Here is a 17433-nt window from a genome sequence, read left to right on the forward strand (position 1 = left end):
GATGGTGGACGCCTGGGTCCGAATACGCAGAGCCCGCAAAAGGGTTGCGAGCTGAGCCGCGCGGCCGAATGCCGCACCCTGCACGGTCTAACCGACACATTTCATTAACGAATCGCCCGGCCGACGAAACCACGGTCACACCTGGTTCGCCGGCCGTTGCGCGCATCAGAGGCCGTATCCGGTCGAGACGTAGTGCAGGCCCGCGACACTTACGGGAACGAAATCGCCAACGGGCGGAACGCCATAGGTGACGCCGCTGATCACCGGCAGCTGCGGGAAGCTGATGCTCGCGCCGCTGACGACCGGCGGATGGATCAGGACGCCCGGCGAGGTCGAATAGACCGTCATGGCGAAAGAATTTGTCGGGCGCGGCTTCAGATAGACGTTCTTGAACGACGTCAGAGCCATATTGCTGCAGCTGTAGGAAGCGCAGGGCCAGTAGAGATAGCCGCCGTTGTTGTGGGAGCCCCAGATCTGCGTGCCGATCGAGGTGACGTTGGTGTTCTCGATATCGGCGGTCCAACCCACCGGGCTGGTCGAAACAGGCCAGATGCTCAGGCCCTGGTAGGCGGTGTTGCAGGTGAAGTGGTCGACCCGCAGCGCCTTCACGCCGCCGAACGGCTGGATGCAGTCGGCATGGAACTGGTCGTTGTAGCCGTAGATGCCGTCAATGCGGACGTTCTCGATCTCGACCGTCGCCTGAGGGGCGTTGATGTCGATACCGTCCGACATGGCGCCGCCCGACGCATCGCCCAGCAGGCCCTCGATGTGGGCCACGCCGGTCGTCGCGCTCAGATAGAGGATGCGGGAATTGGCGTTGTTGGAGGTGTCGACGGCCCCGCTGGAAAGCTTGGCCGGCGGAACCGTGTTGTAGCCGCCCATCGAGACGAGGTTGTGGCAACCTTCGATCCAGACCGTGCCGACATGCTTGGTGGACGGCCAGCGCAGCACGCAGTCCTGATTGGTGGCGACGCGAGCGTGGAAGAAGCCCGACCCGATGGTGATCACCACCGGGTTGACCAGGGCGGGCGGCGCCCACTTCAGCGGAACCGCGGCGAGGGCTGGGGCCGCGAGCAGGCAAAGGCTCGCCGTCACCGCCCCGGCCAGGCGGCTGAAGATACTCGACATGAACTGACCTCATCTGGTTGGAGGCGCCTGGCCGCCACAGGGACTTCCGCCCGGCGACAAGGCGATTTTGAATTTCGCGGGTCGACCCTGGCTGAGTTCAGCCGGTTTTGGGCGGCGGCAGGTTGCCGCGCTTTCGTCGCCCCGCGCCCCAATCATGCCCCAGTTGAAAGGACATCGGTTTCCGAAATCCTTAACACCGGAATTACCAAGATCTGAATTACGAACAGACCGTTAAGCAACTCGGCGCAAGACAACCCTGCTCATAATACCCTCCGACAAGAGGTGTTATTCTGAGAGCGGCGTTATCGGCCTCTGCATCTCTTTGATTTCTTCAGAATTCTGATTCCCCGCCGACGGCCGGGCCGTTCGATCCACGCACCATGCGAGACCCGAAACGGCCTGTGACGCAGGGAACACTGCGGCGTCGATCTGAGCGGGAGATGGAGGAAATGGATTAACGCGCTGGAAGCTTTGCTGCAGCGGCCGAAACAGGGCGGTTTCGCCCCTTCTTGCGACAGTCCGCCACAAGGGTCGCGGGGAGGAATCCAAGCTTGGCTGGGGGAGAGCCAGCGCTCAGGTCGGCGAGGCCCACGGCGCCCCTGCGAATCGGCGGGCCAGGAAATCGAGCAGAACCCCGACCCGCGCCGGCCTGAGCCCCCCGGGCGGGGTCACCAAATTCAGGGCGATTGGCTCCGTGGTCCAGTCGGCCAGCGCCTCCAGCAAGGCGCCGGACCGCAGCTCGCGCCACACCATGAATTCAGGCAGCAGAGCCATGCCCAGCCCCGCCAGAAGGGCCGGACCCATGGCGTCACCATTGTTGACCTTCAGGCGCCCGCGCACGTTCACGACATATTCGCCCGCCTCGGCGTGGCGGAACCGCCAGACGTGGGGCGAAGCGGTGTTGGTGTAGATCAGGCCCTCATGCGCCTGGAGTTCGCGCGGATGCCTCGGCATGCCGTTGCGCGCGAAATAGGCCGGCGCCGCGACCAGCGGCCGGCGAACGGAACAGAGCCGCCGCGCCCTCAGGCTTGAATCGGCCAGGGCGGCGATGCGCAGCGCCAGGTCGTAACCGCCACCGACCAGGTCGACCTGCTCGTCGCCAAGGTGCAGGTCGATCTCGACCTCGGGATAAAGGGCCAGGAACTCGGGCAGCAGGGGCGCAAGGTGCGCCACGCCGAACGACATCGGCGCAGCCATGCGAACCATGCCACGCGGCGTGGCGGCCTGGGCCGAGGTTTCGGCTTCGGCCGCCTCCCCTTCCGCCAGGATCCGGTTGGCGCGCTCCAGCACCGCCAGCCCCGCCTGGGTCACCGACAGCTTGCGTGAGGTCCTGTGCAGCAGCGGTGCGCCCAGGCGCCGCTCCAGGCGGGTGACCGCCTTGGACACGGTCGCCTTGGACAGGCCGAGCTGTTCGGCGGCGCGGGAGAACGAACCGGTTTGCGCCACCTTGGCGAAAACGGCCCAGGCTTCGAAATCAGGCAGGGCGATCATGGCGTTTCCAGAAACGATCCGTTTCAATCATTTCTATTTTTATCCATCGATCAAGTCGCCATCTTCTCCCTCGAACGCGGCGCTGGCTTCTTCGGCGCCCAAGGGGAGACACAGATCATGATCGACCGCAGGCCCTTCGAACGCCTCGGCGGCGCCAACCATGGATGGCTGGACGCCAAGCACCACTTCTCCTTCTCCAACTACTACGATCCCAAGCGCATGCACTGGGGCGCCCTGCGCGTCTGGAACGACGACGCCATCGCCGCCGGGACCGGCTTTCCGCCCCACCCGCACGCGGAGATGGAGATCATCACCTATGTCCGCGAGGGGGCCATCACCCACCAGGACAGCATGGGCAACAAGGGCCGCACCCTGGCCGGCGACGTCCAGGTCATGAGCGCCGGCACCGGGGTCCGGCATGCCGAATACAATCTGGAAGACGAAACCACCCGCCTGTTCCAGATCTGGATCGAGCCGAACCAGCACGGCGGCGCGCCGAGCTGGGGCGCCAAGCCCTTCCCCAGGGGCGAGCGGGCCGGCAAGTTCGTGGCCCTGGCCAGCGGCTTTTCCGAAGACGCCGACGCCCTGCCGATCCGCACCGACGCCCGCGTGCTGGGCGCGACGCTGAAGGCCGGCGACGAGACCGACTACGAGATCGGCGCCCACCGCCTGGGCTATCTGGTGCCAGCCAAGGGCTCGATCGAGATCAACGGCGTCGTGATCGGCGAGCGCGACGGCGCGGCCATAGCCGACGAGGCGGTGCTGCGCATCAAGGCCCTGGAAGACGCCGAACTGGTGCTGGTGGACGCGGCCGCCTGACGCCGCGTCCGTCCCCCTACCCTTTTACCCTCAAGAATTAGAAGGAACCCGACCATGACCAAGGTCCTGGTGCTCTATCACTCTGCCTATGGCCATCTCGAAACCATGGCCAACGCCGTCGCCGAGGGCGCGCGCGAAGCCGGCGCAGAGGTCGACGTCAAGCGCGTGCCCGAGACCGTTCCGGAAGAGATCGCCAAGGCGGCCCACTTCAAGCTCGACCAGAAGGCGCCGGTCGCCACAGTCGCCGAACTGGCCGACTACGACGCCGTCGTCATCGGCGCCGGCACCCGCTTCGGCCGCATGAACTCGCAGATGGCCGCCTTCCTCGACCAGGCCGGCGGGCTCTGGGCAAAGGGCGCCCTGCACGGCAAGGTCGGCGGCGCCTTCACCTCGACCGCGACCCAGCACGGCGGGCAGGAGACGACCCTGTTCTCGATCATCACCAACCTGCTGCACTTCGGCATGGTGGTCGTCGGGCTGGATTACGGCCACGCCGGCCAGATGACCCTGGACGAAATCACTGGCGGCAGTCCCTATGGCGCCTCGACCATCGCCGGCGGGGACGGCTCGCGCCAGCCCAGCGCCAACGAACTGGCCGGCGCGCGGTACCAGGGCCGCAAGATCGCCGAGACGGCGGCGAAGCTGAAAGGCTAGTTGAGGGCCTGCGGGGGGGCCAGGCGGCCGCCCTGCTCCGCCTGGATCGCGCTCACCACGCCCCGCAGCGACCGCATCAGCGCGCTGCGGCGGCGCTCTCTCAGACAGACAAAATAGCTCTGCAGCCGAAACTCCCGCGTCGCCGCGTCCAGTGGGCGATAGGCGATGCGGCGGTCTGGGGGGCATTCGGTGGCGAAGAAGATGCTGACGCCGAGGCCCAAAGCGATCCCCTCGCGAATGGTCTCGCGGCTCTGCAGTTCGATCACAGAGGCCGGCTCGACCGCCGCCGCGGCCATGGCCCGGTCTGCAAAGGCCCGGGTCTTGGAGCTGGTCTCCCGCTGCAGCATCACTTCGCGCGACAGTTCGATGATGCTGACCTCATGACGGTCCGCCAAAGGATGCCCTGCCGGCAGGGCGCACCAGAGCTCGTCGGAATAGAGCGGGTCGTAGCTGAACGCGTCGTCGCCGGGCGGGTCGCTGACCAGGGCGGCGTCGACCTCCGCCTCGGCCAGCAGCCGCACCACGTCCCTGCCATTGGCCATGCGCACCTGCACGCCCATCTGTGGGTGCAGCCGACGAAAGCCCTGCACCAGGCGGGCCGCATAGCCGGGCGAGTCCGAGCCCAGGCGCAGCATGCCGCCCATCAGCCCGGCGCCCTCGTCCAGCATCTCGTCGACCTCCGCCGCCGCGGCGAAAAGGCGCTCGGTCAAGGCGAACAGGTCGCGCCCGGCCAGCGACAGCTGCAAGGGCGACTTGCGGCTCTCGAACAGCTGCACCCCGTGCCGCTCCTCCAGCGCCTTCAATTGTTGGGACAGGGTCGGCTGGGCGACGTTGAGCCGCCGCGCCGCGCGGGTGACGCTGCCTTCCTTGGCGATGGCGTGAAAGGCGCGCAGGTGCTGATAGTTTGCAGCCATGGGAAGTTGCCGATAAGCGCGCTCCATGACGTCCGCATGACAAGGCGCCGGCGCGCCGCCATAGGCCCCGGCTATGCCCCGCATCCAAGCAAAGGCTTGGCGTCGCGCGCGGCCTTGGGATGAAAAGCGGACGCCTCGCGCGCGGGCTCTATATACAGTGAAGGATCGCCGGCCTTGTCAGAACAGCGTTTCGATCTCGCCGTCGTCGGCGCCGGCATAGTCGGTCTGGCCCACGCCCTGGCGGCGGCGCGGCTGGGCAAGCAGGTGGTGGTGGTCGACCGCGACGCCCAGGCCAATGGCGCCTCGATCCGCAATTTCGGCTTCGTCACCGTTACTGGACAGGAACAGGGCCTGATCTGGCGCCGCGCCCGCCGTTCGCGCGACGTGTGGGCCGAGGTCGCTGGGCCAGCGGGGATCGCCATCGAACATGCGGGCCTGGTCCTGCCGGCCCAGCGCCCTGAGGCCGCGGCGGTGCTGCAAGCTTTCCTCGAGACCGACATGGCCGGAGGCTGCCGCTGGCTGGGTAAGGACGAGGCATCCGGACAATTGGGTCCGGTCCAGCCCCCGGCGCTCGAAGGCGCCCTCATCAGCGACGTCGACCTGCGCGTCGAGTCGCGTCAGGCGATCCCGCGCCTGGCCGCCTGGCTGGAAGCAGCCCATGGGGTCATCTTCCGCCGCGGCGTCACGGTCCAAGCGGTCGAGACCGGCCTGCTGGTGACCAGCCAGGGGTCAATCCATGCGGACGCCATCGTCGTCTGCCCTGGCGACGATCTGTTTGGCCTGTTCCCGGACAGCTTTACCCAGGCTGGCGTGACTCGCTGCAAGCTGCAGATGCTGCGCCTGGCGGCGCCGGGCTGGCGCCTGCCGGCGGCGGTGATGTCCGACCTCAGCCTGGTTCGCTACCTGGGCTACGCCGCCCTGCCCGAGGCCGAAGCCCTGAAGGCGCGGCTGCTGTCCGAACAGCGCAGTCACCTGGCCCACGGCGTGCACCTGATCGTGGTGCAGAGCGCCGACGGCAGCCTGGTGGTGGGCGACAGCCACGACTATGCCCCGACACCCGATCCGTTCTCGTCCGACGCCCTAGACCAGCTGATCCTGGATGAGTTCGCCGCCGTGTTCGGCCAGGCGCCGCCTCCCGTGATCGAGCGCTGGACAGGAACCTACGCCTCGGCCCCAGGCCACAGCCTCGTCGAGACGCCGGCGCCGGGCGTGCGGCTGGTTGTGGTGACGGCTGGCAACGGGGCCTCCACCGCCTTCGGCCTGGCCGAGGAGGTGATCGGCGAACTCTATGGTGTGAAGATGGGAGACGCAGCATGACCTCGGCGATCAAGGCGGTGGTGCTGGACTGGGCCGGGACCATGATCGACCACGGCTGCCGCGCGCCCGTGGTGGCGCTTCAGCGGGTATTCGCCGAGGCCGGCGTGGAGATCACCGAGGCCGAGGCGCGGGCCGACATGGGCCGGGCCAAGCGCGACCACATCCGCGCGCTTCTGGCCATGCCGCGCATCGCCGAGGCTTGGCTCGCCGCTCGCGGCGCCCCGTCTGGCGAAGGCGACGTGACGGCTCTCCACGACGCGGTCGAGCCTATGATGCGCGCCGCCGCGGCCGATTGCGCCCAGTTGATCCCCGGCGCGGCCGCCCTCTCGGCCTATCTGCGAGAACAGGGAATCAAGATCGGCTCCACCACTGGCTACACCCGGCCGATGATGACTGACATCCTGCCCCGCGCGGCCGACCAGGGCTATACCCCGGACACAGTGGTCTGTTCCGGCGAGACGCTTGAGGGGCGCCCCTCCCCGCTGATGATGTGGAAGGCCCTGGTCGAGATCGGCGCCTGGCCGGCGAGCGCCTGTGTCAAGGTCGACGACGCGCCGGTGGGCATGGGCGAAGGCCGCGCCGCCGGCGCCTGGGCGGTCGGCGTCGCCGCCTCTGGCAACGGCGTGGGCCTGGACCACGACACGCTGACGGCCCTGAATCCCGTCGTGCGGCGCGAGCGGATCGAGGCCGCCGCCGCGGCCCTGAAGGCGGCCGGCGCGCACTATGTGGTGGACAGCGTCGCAGATCTGCCGCCAGTGCTGTCCGAGATCGCCACCCGCATCGAACGCGGCATGCGGCCCTGAGCGGCCACTATCCTCGGGTTTTGTGACAGGCCGCTTCGCACAACGGACGGGGGCCGATGACCGGCGCCAGACTGTCCGATCGCAGAAAATCCATCACCCGCGGCGCAAAAAGGCACAGATTCAGTCGAAATAGTTCAAACAATTATTCGATTGCTGCGTCACACGTGAAACTTTCGCGACGCATCGTTTTCAATACAGTTTTATGACGTTCCCGCTCATAGGTCTGACCTATAAGCGCATTCGCTATTAAATATTAGCTCCAATCGCTCCCCTCGCTCAGTTTCCATTCGGACTGTTTTCGGCGTCCGAGCGGGGACTTCACCTCGTCCGGCGCAGTTCGGCTGTTTGCCGGCGTCTACGGGGGATGAGGTCATGAGAGCCAGCTATATGATTTCCTGCGCGGTCGCCGCGCTCTTGAGCGGCGCGGCCAGCGCCAACGCCGCAGATCAGGCCACCGCGCCTGCCGCCGCCGCGGCGGACGCCGCCGGCCCCGGCATCGAGGCCATTGTGGTCACGGCGCAGCGCCGCGACGAAAGCGTGCAGAAGGTCCCCATGACCGTTCAGGCCATGACCGGCCTGACCCTGCAGAAGCTGAACGTCACCACGCTGGACGACATCCTGAAATATACGCCGAACGTCACTTTCGCGAACAACGGGCCGGGCCAGGGCAACATCTACATGCGCGGCCTCTCGGCCGGCTTCGCGGGCAACCAGTCGAGCGCCACGGCCGGCAACTTCCCGAACGTCGCGGTCTATCTCGACGACCAGTCCATGCAGTTCCCGGCCCGCAACGTCGACATCTACATGGCCGACATGGAGCGCGTCGAAGTGCTGGAGGGCCCGCAGGGCACCCTGTTCGGCGGCGGCGCGGAGGCCGGCGCGGTGCGCTACATCACCAACAAGCCCAAACTGAACGTCTATTCGGGCGCCTTCGAGGGCAGCTATGGCGGAACGGTAGGCGGCGGCGCCAACGGCAGCGCCAATGTGGTGATCAACCTGCCGGTGATCCAGGACAAGCTGGCGGTGCGCGCGGTGATCTACGACGATCACCATGGCGGCTACATCAACAACGTGCCGAGCACCTTCACGCGGAAGAACTCCGACCTCGGCAACAGCTATTTCAACATCCAGCCCGGCGCCAACGGGCTCTGCCCCAACGGCCTGCCCCCCGCCGGAACCAATCCGTGCTCACCGCCGAATTCCGGGCCGATCAACAACTACAATATCGCTCATAAGAACTGGAACCCGGCCGACTATCTGGGCGGCCGAGTCGAAGCGCTCTACCAGATCAACGACGACTGGAACGTCCTGATCTCCGAAAGCGCCCAGCATCTGGACGCCGAGGGCATCTCCGCGGCGTATCCGATCGGTTCAGATGGCCAGAAGCTTCAACCGCTCCAAATCACGGCCTTCAACCCGTCCTATGAAAAGGACAGCTACGAGAACACCGCCTGGACCATCAACGGCAAGATCGGCCCGCTGAAGGCCGTCTATACCGGGTCCTATATGTCCCGGCACATTTCCGAGCAGATGGACTACGTGAACTATTCCCGCACGGCCGGCGGCATGTATTACCAATGCGTCGGCGGCGGCACAGGCTGGGCGGGATCGCCGAGCTGCTATTCGCCGAACGGCTATTGGCAGGACACGGTCAAGAACACCCACCTGACCAATGAGGTGCGCCTGAGCACGCCGGACACCTGGCGCATCCGGGCGATCGGCGGCGTATTTTTCGAAGATTTCAAGATCTACGACGACCAGAACTTCAACTACAGGACGATCCCCGCCTGCAACGCGACGACCCTCCCCATCGCCCTTGCGGGCGGGGCGACCTGCGTTGGCGACGTGGGGCCCCTGCCGGGCACGACGACCAACCATCCCGGATTGCGCAGCGACAGCACCGCCTTCGGTGAAGACGCCCAGCGCGGCTACGACCAGGACGCGGTGTTCGGCTCGGTCGATTTCGACGTCATTCCCGACGTCCTCACCGTTACGGCCGGCACCCGCTGGTACCGGTACTCGGAATACGAGGTGGGAACTCAGTACGGCACCAGCACCGCCTGCGCCAATGTGCTGGTCTGCTCCGCCGCAGACGTGAACATCGACGCCGCCCACGACCACAAGGTCTACACAGGCTTCCGCAGCCGCGCGAACGTCACCTGGCACATCACGCCCAACGTGCTGACCTATTTCACGTTCTCACAAGGTTTCCGGCCCGGCGGCTTCAACCGCTCGGTCAAGGGCGTGGCCAAGGACGCCGATGGCTTCGCGCAGTACGAAAAGCCCAACTCATACGCGCCGGACTCGCTGACCAACTACGAGATCGGCTTCAAGAGCGAACTGTTAGATCATCGTCTGCAGTTCAACCTGTCCGCCTACTACATGCAGTGGGAAAACGTTCAGTTCCTGTTCTTCAACCCGACCCAGCTGGGCAACACCACCTTCGGCGTCAACGGCCCCAACTACGAGGTCAAGGGCGTCGAGGCGCAATTCGTCGGCCGCGTCACCCACGAGCTGACGGTGCAGGGTTCGGCGTCCTACAATGACGCCACCCAGGCGAACTCGCCCTGCCTGGTAGCCAATATCGCGACGCCGGCCGGCGACACTGATCCCAATCGAGCCAAGGTCGGGCAGTGCATCACCGAGGTGAAGGGAAATCCGTTCCAGAACCCGTTCGGCTCGGTCGGCTCGACCCCCGCGTTTTCGCCGAAGTTCCAGGGCACCATCCGCGCCCGCTACGAGCGGGAGATCGGCGACAAGACGGCCTTCGCCACGGTCGGGGCCAACTATACCGGCAGCATGTTCAATCAGCCGGCCACCTATCAGTCGGGCGAGGGCGTGACCATCCCGACCACAACCTATCTGCGCTACAAGCAGCCGTCCTACACGACCTATGACGCTTCGGCCGGCATCGACATGGGCAAGTACACGGTGACCGTGTTCGGGGCCAATCTGGGGAACTCGCACGCCAGCATGTTCACCTCGTCGGCCCAGTTCATCAAATCGGAGGTGCCACTCCGGCCGACCACCTACGGCGTGAAGATCAACGCCAGCTTCTAGTGTCCGACCCAAACTAGTGTGACTATCCGCGGCGGGCGGCGACGCCCGCCGCGTCTTTACAGGGCTTCATGCAGATCACCCCAGCGACCGCGGCCTCCTCGCCGATCGAACACGAAGTGCGCCGCCTGCGGGCTTTGCAGCAGCAGGGCCAGTACGAGGAGGCCCTGCAGAGCGCCCTCCCCCTGTTGGCGCAGATCCCGGAAAATCGCGATCTCCTACTGATCATTGGCGGCAGCCTGCGGCTGCTCGGCCGCATCGCCGAGGCCCTGGAAGCGCTCGACCGGCTGGTGGCGCTGCAACCGCGCTTCAGCCTGGGCCACCAGGAACGCGGGCTCTGCTTCGTCGCGCTCAAGGATGCCCCGCGCTCCATCGAGGCGCTGTTGCAGGCGGTGAACATCAATCCGGCCCTGCCGATGAGCTGGCGCATGCTGGAAGGGGTCTATCGCATCGCCGGCGACGCCGAAAACGCCGCCAAGGCGGCCGCCCACGTCGCCACGCTGAAGGCCATGCCGCCGGAGGTGGTGACCGCCACCTCGCTGTTTTCCGACGGCGACCTCGTCCCGGCGGAACAGATCATCCGCGCCTTTCTCCTACGCCATGGCGACCATCCCGAGGCGATGCGCCTTCTCGCAAAGATCGGCATGGCCCACGACGTGCTGGACGATGCGGAGCTACTGCTCGAAGCGACCCTGGCGTTGGAGCCCGACCATCACGCAGCCCGTTACGACTACGCCCAGACCCTGATCAACCGGCACAAGCACGCCCAGGCCCGCGAACAGGTCCAGCAACTTCTGGCGATCGATCCCGGCAACCTGGACTACCGCTCCCTTGCCGCCACCGCCGCTGTGGGACTGGGCGAGCAGGAGGTGGCTATCGAGATCTATCGCGGCATGCTGGCGGATGTCCCCGGGTCCGCGGACATCCAGCTCTGGTTAGGTCATGCCCTGAAGACCACTGGACAGGTTCCATCCGCTATCGAAGCCTATCGCGGCGCGGCTGCGGCGCGGCCAGGCTTCGGCGACGCCTACTGGAGCCTCGCCAACCTCAAGACCTACCGCTTCGAGGACGCCGAAATCGCCTGCATGCAGGCCGAGGAGGCCTCCGCCTCGATCTCGACGGAAGACCGCACCCACCTCTGCTTCGCCCTCGGCAAGGCGTTCGAGGACCGCGGAGAGATCGAGCGATCCTGGTCGTTCTACGAACGCGGCAACCGGCTAAGGCGTAATGAAAGCCATTACCGCCCGGAGATCCTGGAGACCAACACCCGGCGTCAGATCGAGGTCTGCAACAGCGCGTTCTTCGAGCGCCGAACCGGCTGGGGCGATCCGCGGCCCGACCCGATCTTCATCCTCGGCCTGCCGCGCGCCGGGTCGACCCTGCTGGAACAGATCCTGGCCTCCCATTCGCAGGTCGAGGGCACTCAGGAATTGCCCGACATCCAGCGTTTCGCCCTGGACCTGCAAGGCCGCGATCCGGACCTCGACGATCCCCGCTACCCGGGCGCGCTCGAAGACCTGTCCGCCGACGACATCCGCCAGATGGGCGAAAAGTACCTGGCCGACACCCAAGTCTATCGCTCCGGCCGGCCGTTCTTCATCGACAAGATGCCGAACAATTTCCGCCACATCGGCCTGATCCACCTGATCCTGCCAAAAGCGAAGATCATCGACGCCAGGCGCGAACCGATGGCCTGCTGCTTTTCGAACCTCAAGCAGCTGTTCGCCCAGGGCCAGGAATTCTCGTACAGCCCTGAGGACATCGCCCGCTACTACCGCACCTATCTCGACCTGATGGAACACTGGGACCGCGCATTGCCAGGCCGCGTGCTGCGGGTGCACCACGAGGACATTATCGACGATCTGGAGAGCGGCGTGCGGCGAATCCTGGATTACTGCGGCCTCGACTTCGAACCCGGTTGCATCGAATTCCACAAGACGAGGCGCAGCGTGCGGACACCGAGCTCCGAACAGGTCCGCCAGCCCATCTTTCGCGACGGGCTGGACCAGTGGCGGGCCTACGAGCCCTGGCTGGGGCCGCTGAAGGACGCGCTGGGCGACGCGGTGATCAGATACAGGAGCAAACGCGCGTGAGCGTTCTCGAAGAGGCTGTCGCGCCTTCGCCCGCGCGCCGCGGGGGCCTGACCGCCTGGCTCGAGCGGGCGCCGCCGGCCCTGTTCTGCGCCTTCGCGGGACTCGCCGCCCTCTCGGCCTATTCGGCCATGTACGCCTTCAGAAAGCCGATCGCGGCGGCCAGTTTCGATCATGTGGCCGGCTGGCCCTTCGCTCTGGACTACAAGACCGCCCTGATCATCGCCCAGACACTGGGCTATGCCTTCTCCAAGATCGTCGGGGTCAAGCTGATCGCCGAGTTCGGACAGCGGCGGCGAGGCGTCGCCATCCTTGGCCTGATCGCCGCGGCCTGGGCGGCTCTCGTACTCTTTGCGATCCTGCCGGCGCCCTGGAACGTGGCCTGCCTGTTCCTCAATGGCGTGCCGCTGGGCCTGATCTGGGGCCTGGTGATCAGCTATCTGGAGGGTCGGCGCACCTCCGAGGTCCTGGGCGCAATCCTCTGCGCCAGCTTCGTGATCTCCTCCGGCGTCGTCAAATCGATCGGCCGCATTTTACTGGACCACTTCCAGGTCACCGAGTTCTGGATGCCGGCGGCGACCGGGGCGGTGTTTTTCCCGCTGCTGATCATCGCGGTCATGGGCCTTTCGGCCATTCCACCACCGAACGAGGCGGACAAGGCCCAACGCAGCCCGCGCTCACCGATGGATCGGACCCAGCGCCGCAATTTCGTGGCCGGTCACTGGGGCGCGCTCGTCCCGCTCGTGCTGGCCTATGTGCTGCTGACCGCCTTCCGCGATTTCCGCGACAACTTCGCCGCCGAGATCTGGCGAGCTCTGGGCTACCGCAACGTCGCGGCCATGTTCACCGGCAGCGAACTGCCGGTGGCGGTGGTGACGCTGGCGGCCGTGGCGGCCCTGATCAAGGTGCGCGACAACCTGAAGGCCCTGATGCTGGTCCACGGCATGATCGGCTTCGGCGCCGTGCTGCTGGCCGGCTCGACCATCGCCCAGACCATGGGGCTGATCGACCCCTTGAGCTGGATGATCCTCTCGGGCGCCGGCCTCTACATGGCCTATGTGCCCTACAACGCCGTGCTGTTCGACCGCATGATCGCGGTGACACGCGAGACCGGCAATGTGGGATTCCTGATCTATCTCAGCGACGCCACCGGCTATGCCGGTTCGGTCGGCCTGATGCTGCTGCGCGACTTCGCCACCCTGCACGCAGACTGGCTGGGCTTCTTCCGCGACGCGGCCTACGCCACGGCGGCGCTGTGCGCCGTTTGCGCGGCCCTGTCGGCGCGGCATTTCCTGAGGAATCACAGAGCCGCCTGAGCGGCGGTGCGCCATCTTCTGCTTCAGGGAGAAAGAATGGTGCCTGGGGGCGGGAGATCAATGACGCATTAAAACATTGGTTTTATTCGATTTTATTTTGAAAAAGCTTGAGAAGGCCAACAGCGAGGCCAACAATCTTCATCGCATCCAGATATGATAATGCATTGATTTATATACAATATTTCCGAGACCCTCTGGCAAAGCGCTTGGGACGATGGTCCAGCGCGTTACGAGGCGCGGCGCTCACGGTGTTGATCGTTGTGCCGGAGGAACGGCGGGCATCTCAACGACCCAAGCTCCATCCTTGAGCTGACCGGGCTCGGCCGTCGTGACGAGTGGCGGCATTTTCGAGCGCAAACGAACAAAGCGAATATGCGGGCACGCAAAGTCAAACGTGCGCTTCAGGTTCTGAGCCACGGCCGCCTCGCTTGGATTCATCTGTGAAGCGATCAGGTCACGGTTTGTTGTCGCCGCGGTCCGGTTTGTGGCATCACTCTCGGGAAATCGAGAAATTGCCCTGTCCATCCAGACCCACGCACCGGGCAAGCTTCGACTGACACCCCACCCAGAGTAGTACATCACACTCATGTGGAATTGCGCGACAGGGTCTTCCTGGCAGGCCGCTTTTTGATAGAGATCGAAGGCGACGCCCCAGTCTCGTGCAACACCTTCACCGTTATCGTAGAGCTGAGCCAGGCTTAGTTGCGCAGGCGCATATCCCTGATCCGCCGCCTTGCGATACCAGCCGATCGCCGCTGCTATGTCTGGCGGCCCATCAACTCCCTTCCTTTGATAGAGATCCGCAAGAGCAGTCTGGCCGTACCGGCTTCCGCCCTCAGCACTCTTTCGCAGCCAGGCTATCGCCTTGGCATGGTCTTTCGAAACCCCCTGACCTTGGTCATAAGCCAATGAAAGCGCGTATTGGGCATCGGCGTAGCCCTTGTCGGCCGCCTTTTGCCACCACTCTGCGGCGAGGGAATAGTCCTGCGAGACCCCGCGCCCATCGCGGTAAAAGACCGCTAGGTTGAACTGCGCCTCGTCATAACCCTGGTCGGCCGCTTTGCGATACCAAGACGCGGCTGCAACGGGGTCGGGGTTCACGCCGAGACCGCGGTCGTACAAGGAACCGATGTTAGATTGGGCCTCCGCCAATCCTTGGTCGGCGGCTCGATGCAACCATTTTTGTCCCTCGACGAGATTTTGAGGAACCCCTAGGCCATTGATGTAGAGGGTTCCAACGTCGTACTGCGCCGATGCGTCGCCAGAACGCGCTAATGGCAGCAGCAGCTTGATCGCTGTCGCATAGTCGCCGTGTTCAAATGCAGCCTTTCCATCCTCCAGCGGTCCCCCAACCGCAGTCCCTAACGCCGGTAGGGCCAGCAGGCAGCCCAATACAATCACAGAAGGGTTGAACCTCACCCTCGCCCCCTTAAGTCGTCTGTATCAGGGAAACAAAATGGGCTGGCGCACGATGTCAATCATCGGACAGCCTTGGCGCTAGCTTTTTAGACTAAGCCGTGCCGGCACGCGGCACCCGCGCAGTGTAGTTCGATTCCGGTAGCGGGAATCGAACCTCCGCCATCGGCGCTCTGGACTCGCTATCCGAGTCCTTGAGAATAGGCACAATTTCAACGTGTTACGGAAACCGCAAACGCGGAATTCTGTTGGCCTCGGCACCGACGCATGTTTGAGGGGGCCAACAAAAAAGCCAACAAATTTGTGTTTCTGATTGGGTCCGGGGGCCGAAGATTCGGCCAACCATCTGATTTTGTTGAATAACCCTTAGTTGAAAATGCAACCCAAAGTTGATGGTGCCTGGGGGCGGATTCGAACCACCGACACGCGGATTTTCAATCCGCTGCTCTACCAACTGAGCTACCCAGGCCCTTGGGAGCGCCGTCTATAAGGGAGGGGCCGCCGGCTGTCCAGGGCCGGTTTCGCGGTTTTCCACGGGCGCCGGCTAGTCGTCGCTGGGGGCCGGTGAGCCGGGCGTGTCCTCGTCTTCGTCCTCGCGGCTCCCGGCGATGACATAGCGACCGGAGAGCCAGCGCTGCAGGTCCACATCGGCGCAGCGCTTGGAGCAGAAGGGTCGAAATTCCGGGGTTTGCGGCCGACCGCAAGTCGGGCAGCGGGCGCTCATTGCGGGCTGATCTCCATCTCTTCGGGCGCCAGGCCGGCATCGGGCCGGATCTCGAACCGGGCGCCGATGCGCGCCGACAGGGCTGCACTATAGGCCGCCGACGCCTGGGCGACAGCCGGGTGACAGCGCGCAACCAAGCGAGCGCCGCGATCGGCCTCGGCCTCGCGCTCCAGGCTGCGCAGCAGGCGAAGCGCCAGGGTTTCGGGCGCAGGCTCAGAAACGCCCGCGCCACAGAGCTGCTCGGCCAGCGGCCGCACGCGCCAGGGAATTGCGAGTTGCAGCAGCCCGAACCGGCTGAGCGGCCCCAGCGCCACGCCCGGTTCATCCGGCGCGAAGGCCTGGCGGGCCACGGTGCTCAAGGCGGCGGCGTCATGGCCGGCGCCGACAAGGTCGATGACCACCAAGCCGCCCAGCCCCTTCAGCCGCAAAAGGCGTGCGGCCTCCTCCAGCGCCTGGTGGTTGACCTGGCGAGCGATGCGGCGGGCGTCGCCCTGGCGGGCGCCGAGGTCGACGTCGACGGCGACCAGGGCCCGGGTCGGCTCGATGGCCAGGGAGCCGCCGCCCGGCAGAGCGTGCTCGACGGTCAGCACCTCGGCCTCGGCGCGGTCGGCCATATCGCGGGCCTCGCGGCCCTGGACGATGGCCGCGCCAGGAACATAGGCCTGGAGCCGCGCGGCCGTGTCTGGGCGCTGGTTCAGGGCGCGGGCGGCCCCCTGCCCGGCCCCGACGAAGCGCGCCAGGGCCAGCTTGCCGCGACGGGCCTCGGCGGTGATTTCGATCTCGACGATCTGACCCTCGGCCAGGGCCTTGGCCTCGCCGCTCAAGGCCAGCAGCGCCTCCTGGCCGTCGCCGAGGTCGAGGAAGGCGCTGGCGATGGCCCGTTCGATGCGCGCCAGGCGAGCGACATGGCGCCCGCCCAGCCAGGGCGTCTCGGGCTCGCCGGCGCGATCGAGAATCAGCCGCTCGGGCCGGCCGCCCAGGGTGACCACGCCGCGGCGCTCGCCGGGGGCATCGTTCAGGTAAAGCTTACGGCGGCTCATGGCCGGCGAAACCCGAGCCCTTCCAAGAGGCAGAGGGTCTCATAGAGCGGCAGGCCCACCACCCCGCTGTAGGAGCCCTGCAGGTCGATGACGAAGCCGGCCGCCTCACCCTGAATGGCATAGCCGCCAGCCTTGCCATGCCATTCGCCGCCCGCGAGGTAGCGGCGGCGCTCGTCCGGGGTCAGGCGCTTGAAATGGACCTTGGTCTCGCTGAGCCGGGCCGAGCAGCGCCCGTCCGGGGCGATCACGGCGACGCCGGTCAGCACCTTGTGCGCTCGGCCGGACAGGAGCTCGAGGCAGGCGGCGGCCTCGGCCTCGGTCTCGGCCTTGGGCAACATGCGCCGGCCGACCGCGACAACGGTGTCGGCGGCAAGGACGAATCCCTCGGGCTCGGCCGCACGCACGGCCTCGGCCTTGGCCCTGGCCAGGCGCAGAGCGGCGAGCCGCGGCGTCTCCCTGGGCAAAGGCGTCTCGTCCAGATGCGCCGGAACCGTACGCGCCGGCTCCAGCCCCACCTGGCGCAGCAGGTCCAGGCGGCGCGGGCTGGCGCTCGCCAGGACAAGAAAGGAGGTGGTCGGGGTCATGAGCGCCGGACTTCTGGCGTCGAAAACATGGCCGGCGGACGAATCACGGTCGGCCGAAAGCCGGTGAAGCTGGCGGCGGG

The 17433-nt window shown here is 65.9% G+C and carries 14 protein-coding genes and 1 tRNA gene; 7 read left to right on the plus strand and 8 right to left on the minus strand.

The features are described 5' to 3' along the window. Positions 1 to 165: 165 nt before the first annotated feature. On the minus strand, positions 166 to 1128 hold the full coding sequence (locus KCG34_RS04560) for a hypothetical protein (RefSeq protein ID WP_211939212.1): 963 nt from the start codon (positions 1126 to 1128) through the stop codon (positions 166 to 168). A 573-nt stretch (positions 1129 to 1701) separates the two neighbouring features. Continuing rightward, entirely contained in the window at positions 1702 to 2619 is a 918-nt protein-coding gene (locus tag KCG34_RS04565) for a LysR family transcriptional regulator (RefSeq protein ID WP_211939213.1), read from the minus strand. A 117-nt stretch (positions 2620 to 2736) separates the two neighbouring features. On the opposite strand from KCG34_RS04565, the gene KCG34_RS04570 reads away from it, so the two are divergent. Beyond that, the gene (locus KCG34_RS04570) at positions 2737 to 3438 is read left to right on the plus strand and encodes a pirin family protein (protein ID WP_211939214.1); all 702 of its coding nucleotides are present in this window, start codon (positions 2737 to 2739) and stop codon (positions 3436 to 3438) included. Between the two features lie 54 nt (positions 3439 to 3492). Beyond that, positions 3493 to 4092: an NAD(P)H:quinone oxidoreductase gene (gene wrbA, locus KCG34_RS04575; RefSeq protein WP_211939215.1), complete on the plus strand. Its 600-nt coding sequence runs from the start codon at positions 3493 to 3495 to the stop codon at positions 4090 to 4092. Here the strand turns inward: wrbA and KCG34_RS04580 are convergent. Then, positions 4089 to 5006, minus strand: a complete 918-nt coding sequence (locus tag KCG34_RS04580) for a LysR substrate-binding domain-containing protein (protein WP_211939216.1) — start codon at positions 5004 to 5006, stop codon at positions 4089 to 4091. The genes wrbA and KCG34_RS04580 overlap by 4 nt on opposite strands. Before the next feature lie 174 nt (positions 5007 to 5180). Here KCG34_RS04580 and KCG34_RS04585 point away from each other — a divergent pair, with 174 nt between their 5' ends. The 5 genes from KCG34_RS04585 (at position 5181) to KCG34_RS04605 (ending at position 13589) form a co-directional block, all read left to right on the plus strand. Beyond that, positions 5181 to 6323, plus strand: coding sequence for a TIGR03364 family FAD-dependent oxidoreductase (locus KCG34_RS04585; RefSeq protein ID WP_211939217.1), 1143 nt, complete (start codon positions 5181 to 5183; stop codon positions 6321 to 6323). After that, positions 6320 to 7126 (plus strand): phosphonoacetaldehyde hydrolase, encoded by an 807-nt coding sequence (phnX, locus tag KCG34_RS04590; RefSeq protein WP_211939219.1) that lies wholly within the window; start codon positions 6320 to 6322, stop codon positions 7124 to 7126. Before KCG34_RS04585 ends, phnX begins: the two co-directional genes overlap by 4 nt. 372 nt (positions 7127 to 7498) lie before the next feature. Continuing rightward, positions 7499 to 10186, plus strand: coding sequence for a TonB-dependent receptor (locus tag KCG34_RS04595; protein ID WP_211939220.1), 2688 nt, complete (start codon positions 7499 to 7501; stop codon positions 10184 to 10186). Positions 10187 to 10254: 68 nt separating this feature from the next. Continuing rightward, complete coding sequence (locus tag KCG34_RS04600; protein ID WP_211939221.1) at positions 10255 to 12276, plus strand: tetratricopeptide repeat-containing sulfotransferase family protein; 2022 nt, start codon at positions 10255 to 10257, stop codon at positions 12274 to 12276. Then, positions 12273 to 13589 (plus strand): DUF5690 family protein, encoded by a 1317-nt coding sequence (locus KCG34_RS04605; protein WP_249138217.1) that lies wholly within the window; start codon positions 12273 to 12275, stop codon positions 13587 to 13589. Before KCG34_RS04600 ends, KCG34_RS04605 begins: the two co-directional genes overlap by 4 nt. A gap of 243 nt (positions 13590 to 13832) precedes the next feature. On the opposite strand, the gene KCG34_RS04610 is transcribed toward KCG34_RS04605, so the two are convergent. The 5 genes from KCG34_RS04610 to KCG34_RS04630 all read right to left on the minus strand — a co-directional run bounded on the left by KCG34_RS04610 (position 13833) and on the right by KCG34_RS04630 (position 17353). Next, positions 13833 to 15008, minus strand: a complete 1176-nt coding sequence (locus tag KCG34_RS04610; RefSeq protein ID WP_211939222.1) for a tetratricopeptide repeat protein — start codon at positions 15006 to 15008, stop codon at positions 13833 to 13835. 390 nt (positions 15009 to 15398) lie between these two features. Continuing rightward, positions 15399 to 15474, minus strand: a tRNA-Phe gene (locus tag KCG34_RS04615). Between the two features lie 75 nt (positions 15475 to 15549). Then, on the minus strand, positions 15550 to 15729 hold the full coding sequence (locus tag KCG34_RS04620) for a DNA gyrase inhibitor YacG (RefSeq protein WP_211939223.1): 180 nt from the start codon (positions 15727 to 15729) through the stop codon (positions 15550 to 15552). Further along, entirely contained in the window at positions 15726 to 16769 is a 1044-nt protein-coding gene (locus KCG34_RS04625; protein ID WP_211939224.1) for a ribonuclease E/G, read from the minus strand. The genes KCG34_RS04620 and KCG34_RS04625 overlap by 4 nt, the downstream gene beginning before the upstream one ends. Then, positions 16766 to 17353 carry a Maf family protein gene (locus KCG34_RS04630; protein WP_211939225.1) on the minus strand — a complete coding sequence of 196 codons (588 nt, stop codon included), beginning with the start codon at positions 17351 to 17353 and terminating at the stop codon, positions 16766 to 16768. Before KCG34_RS04630 ends, KCG34_RS04625 begins: the two co-directional genes overlap by 4 nt. Positions 17354 to 17433: the final 80 nt, after the last annotated feature.

The sequence above is a fragment of the Phenylobacterium montanum genome, from assembly GCF_018135625.1.
Classification (GTDB): domain Bacteria; phylum Pseudomonadota; class Alphaproteobacteria; order Caulobacterales; family Caulobacteraceae; genus Poindextera; species Poindextera montana.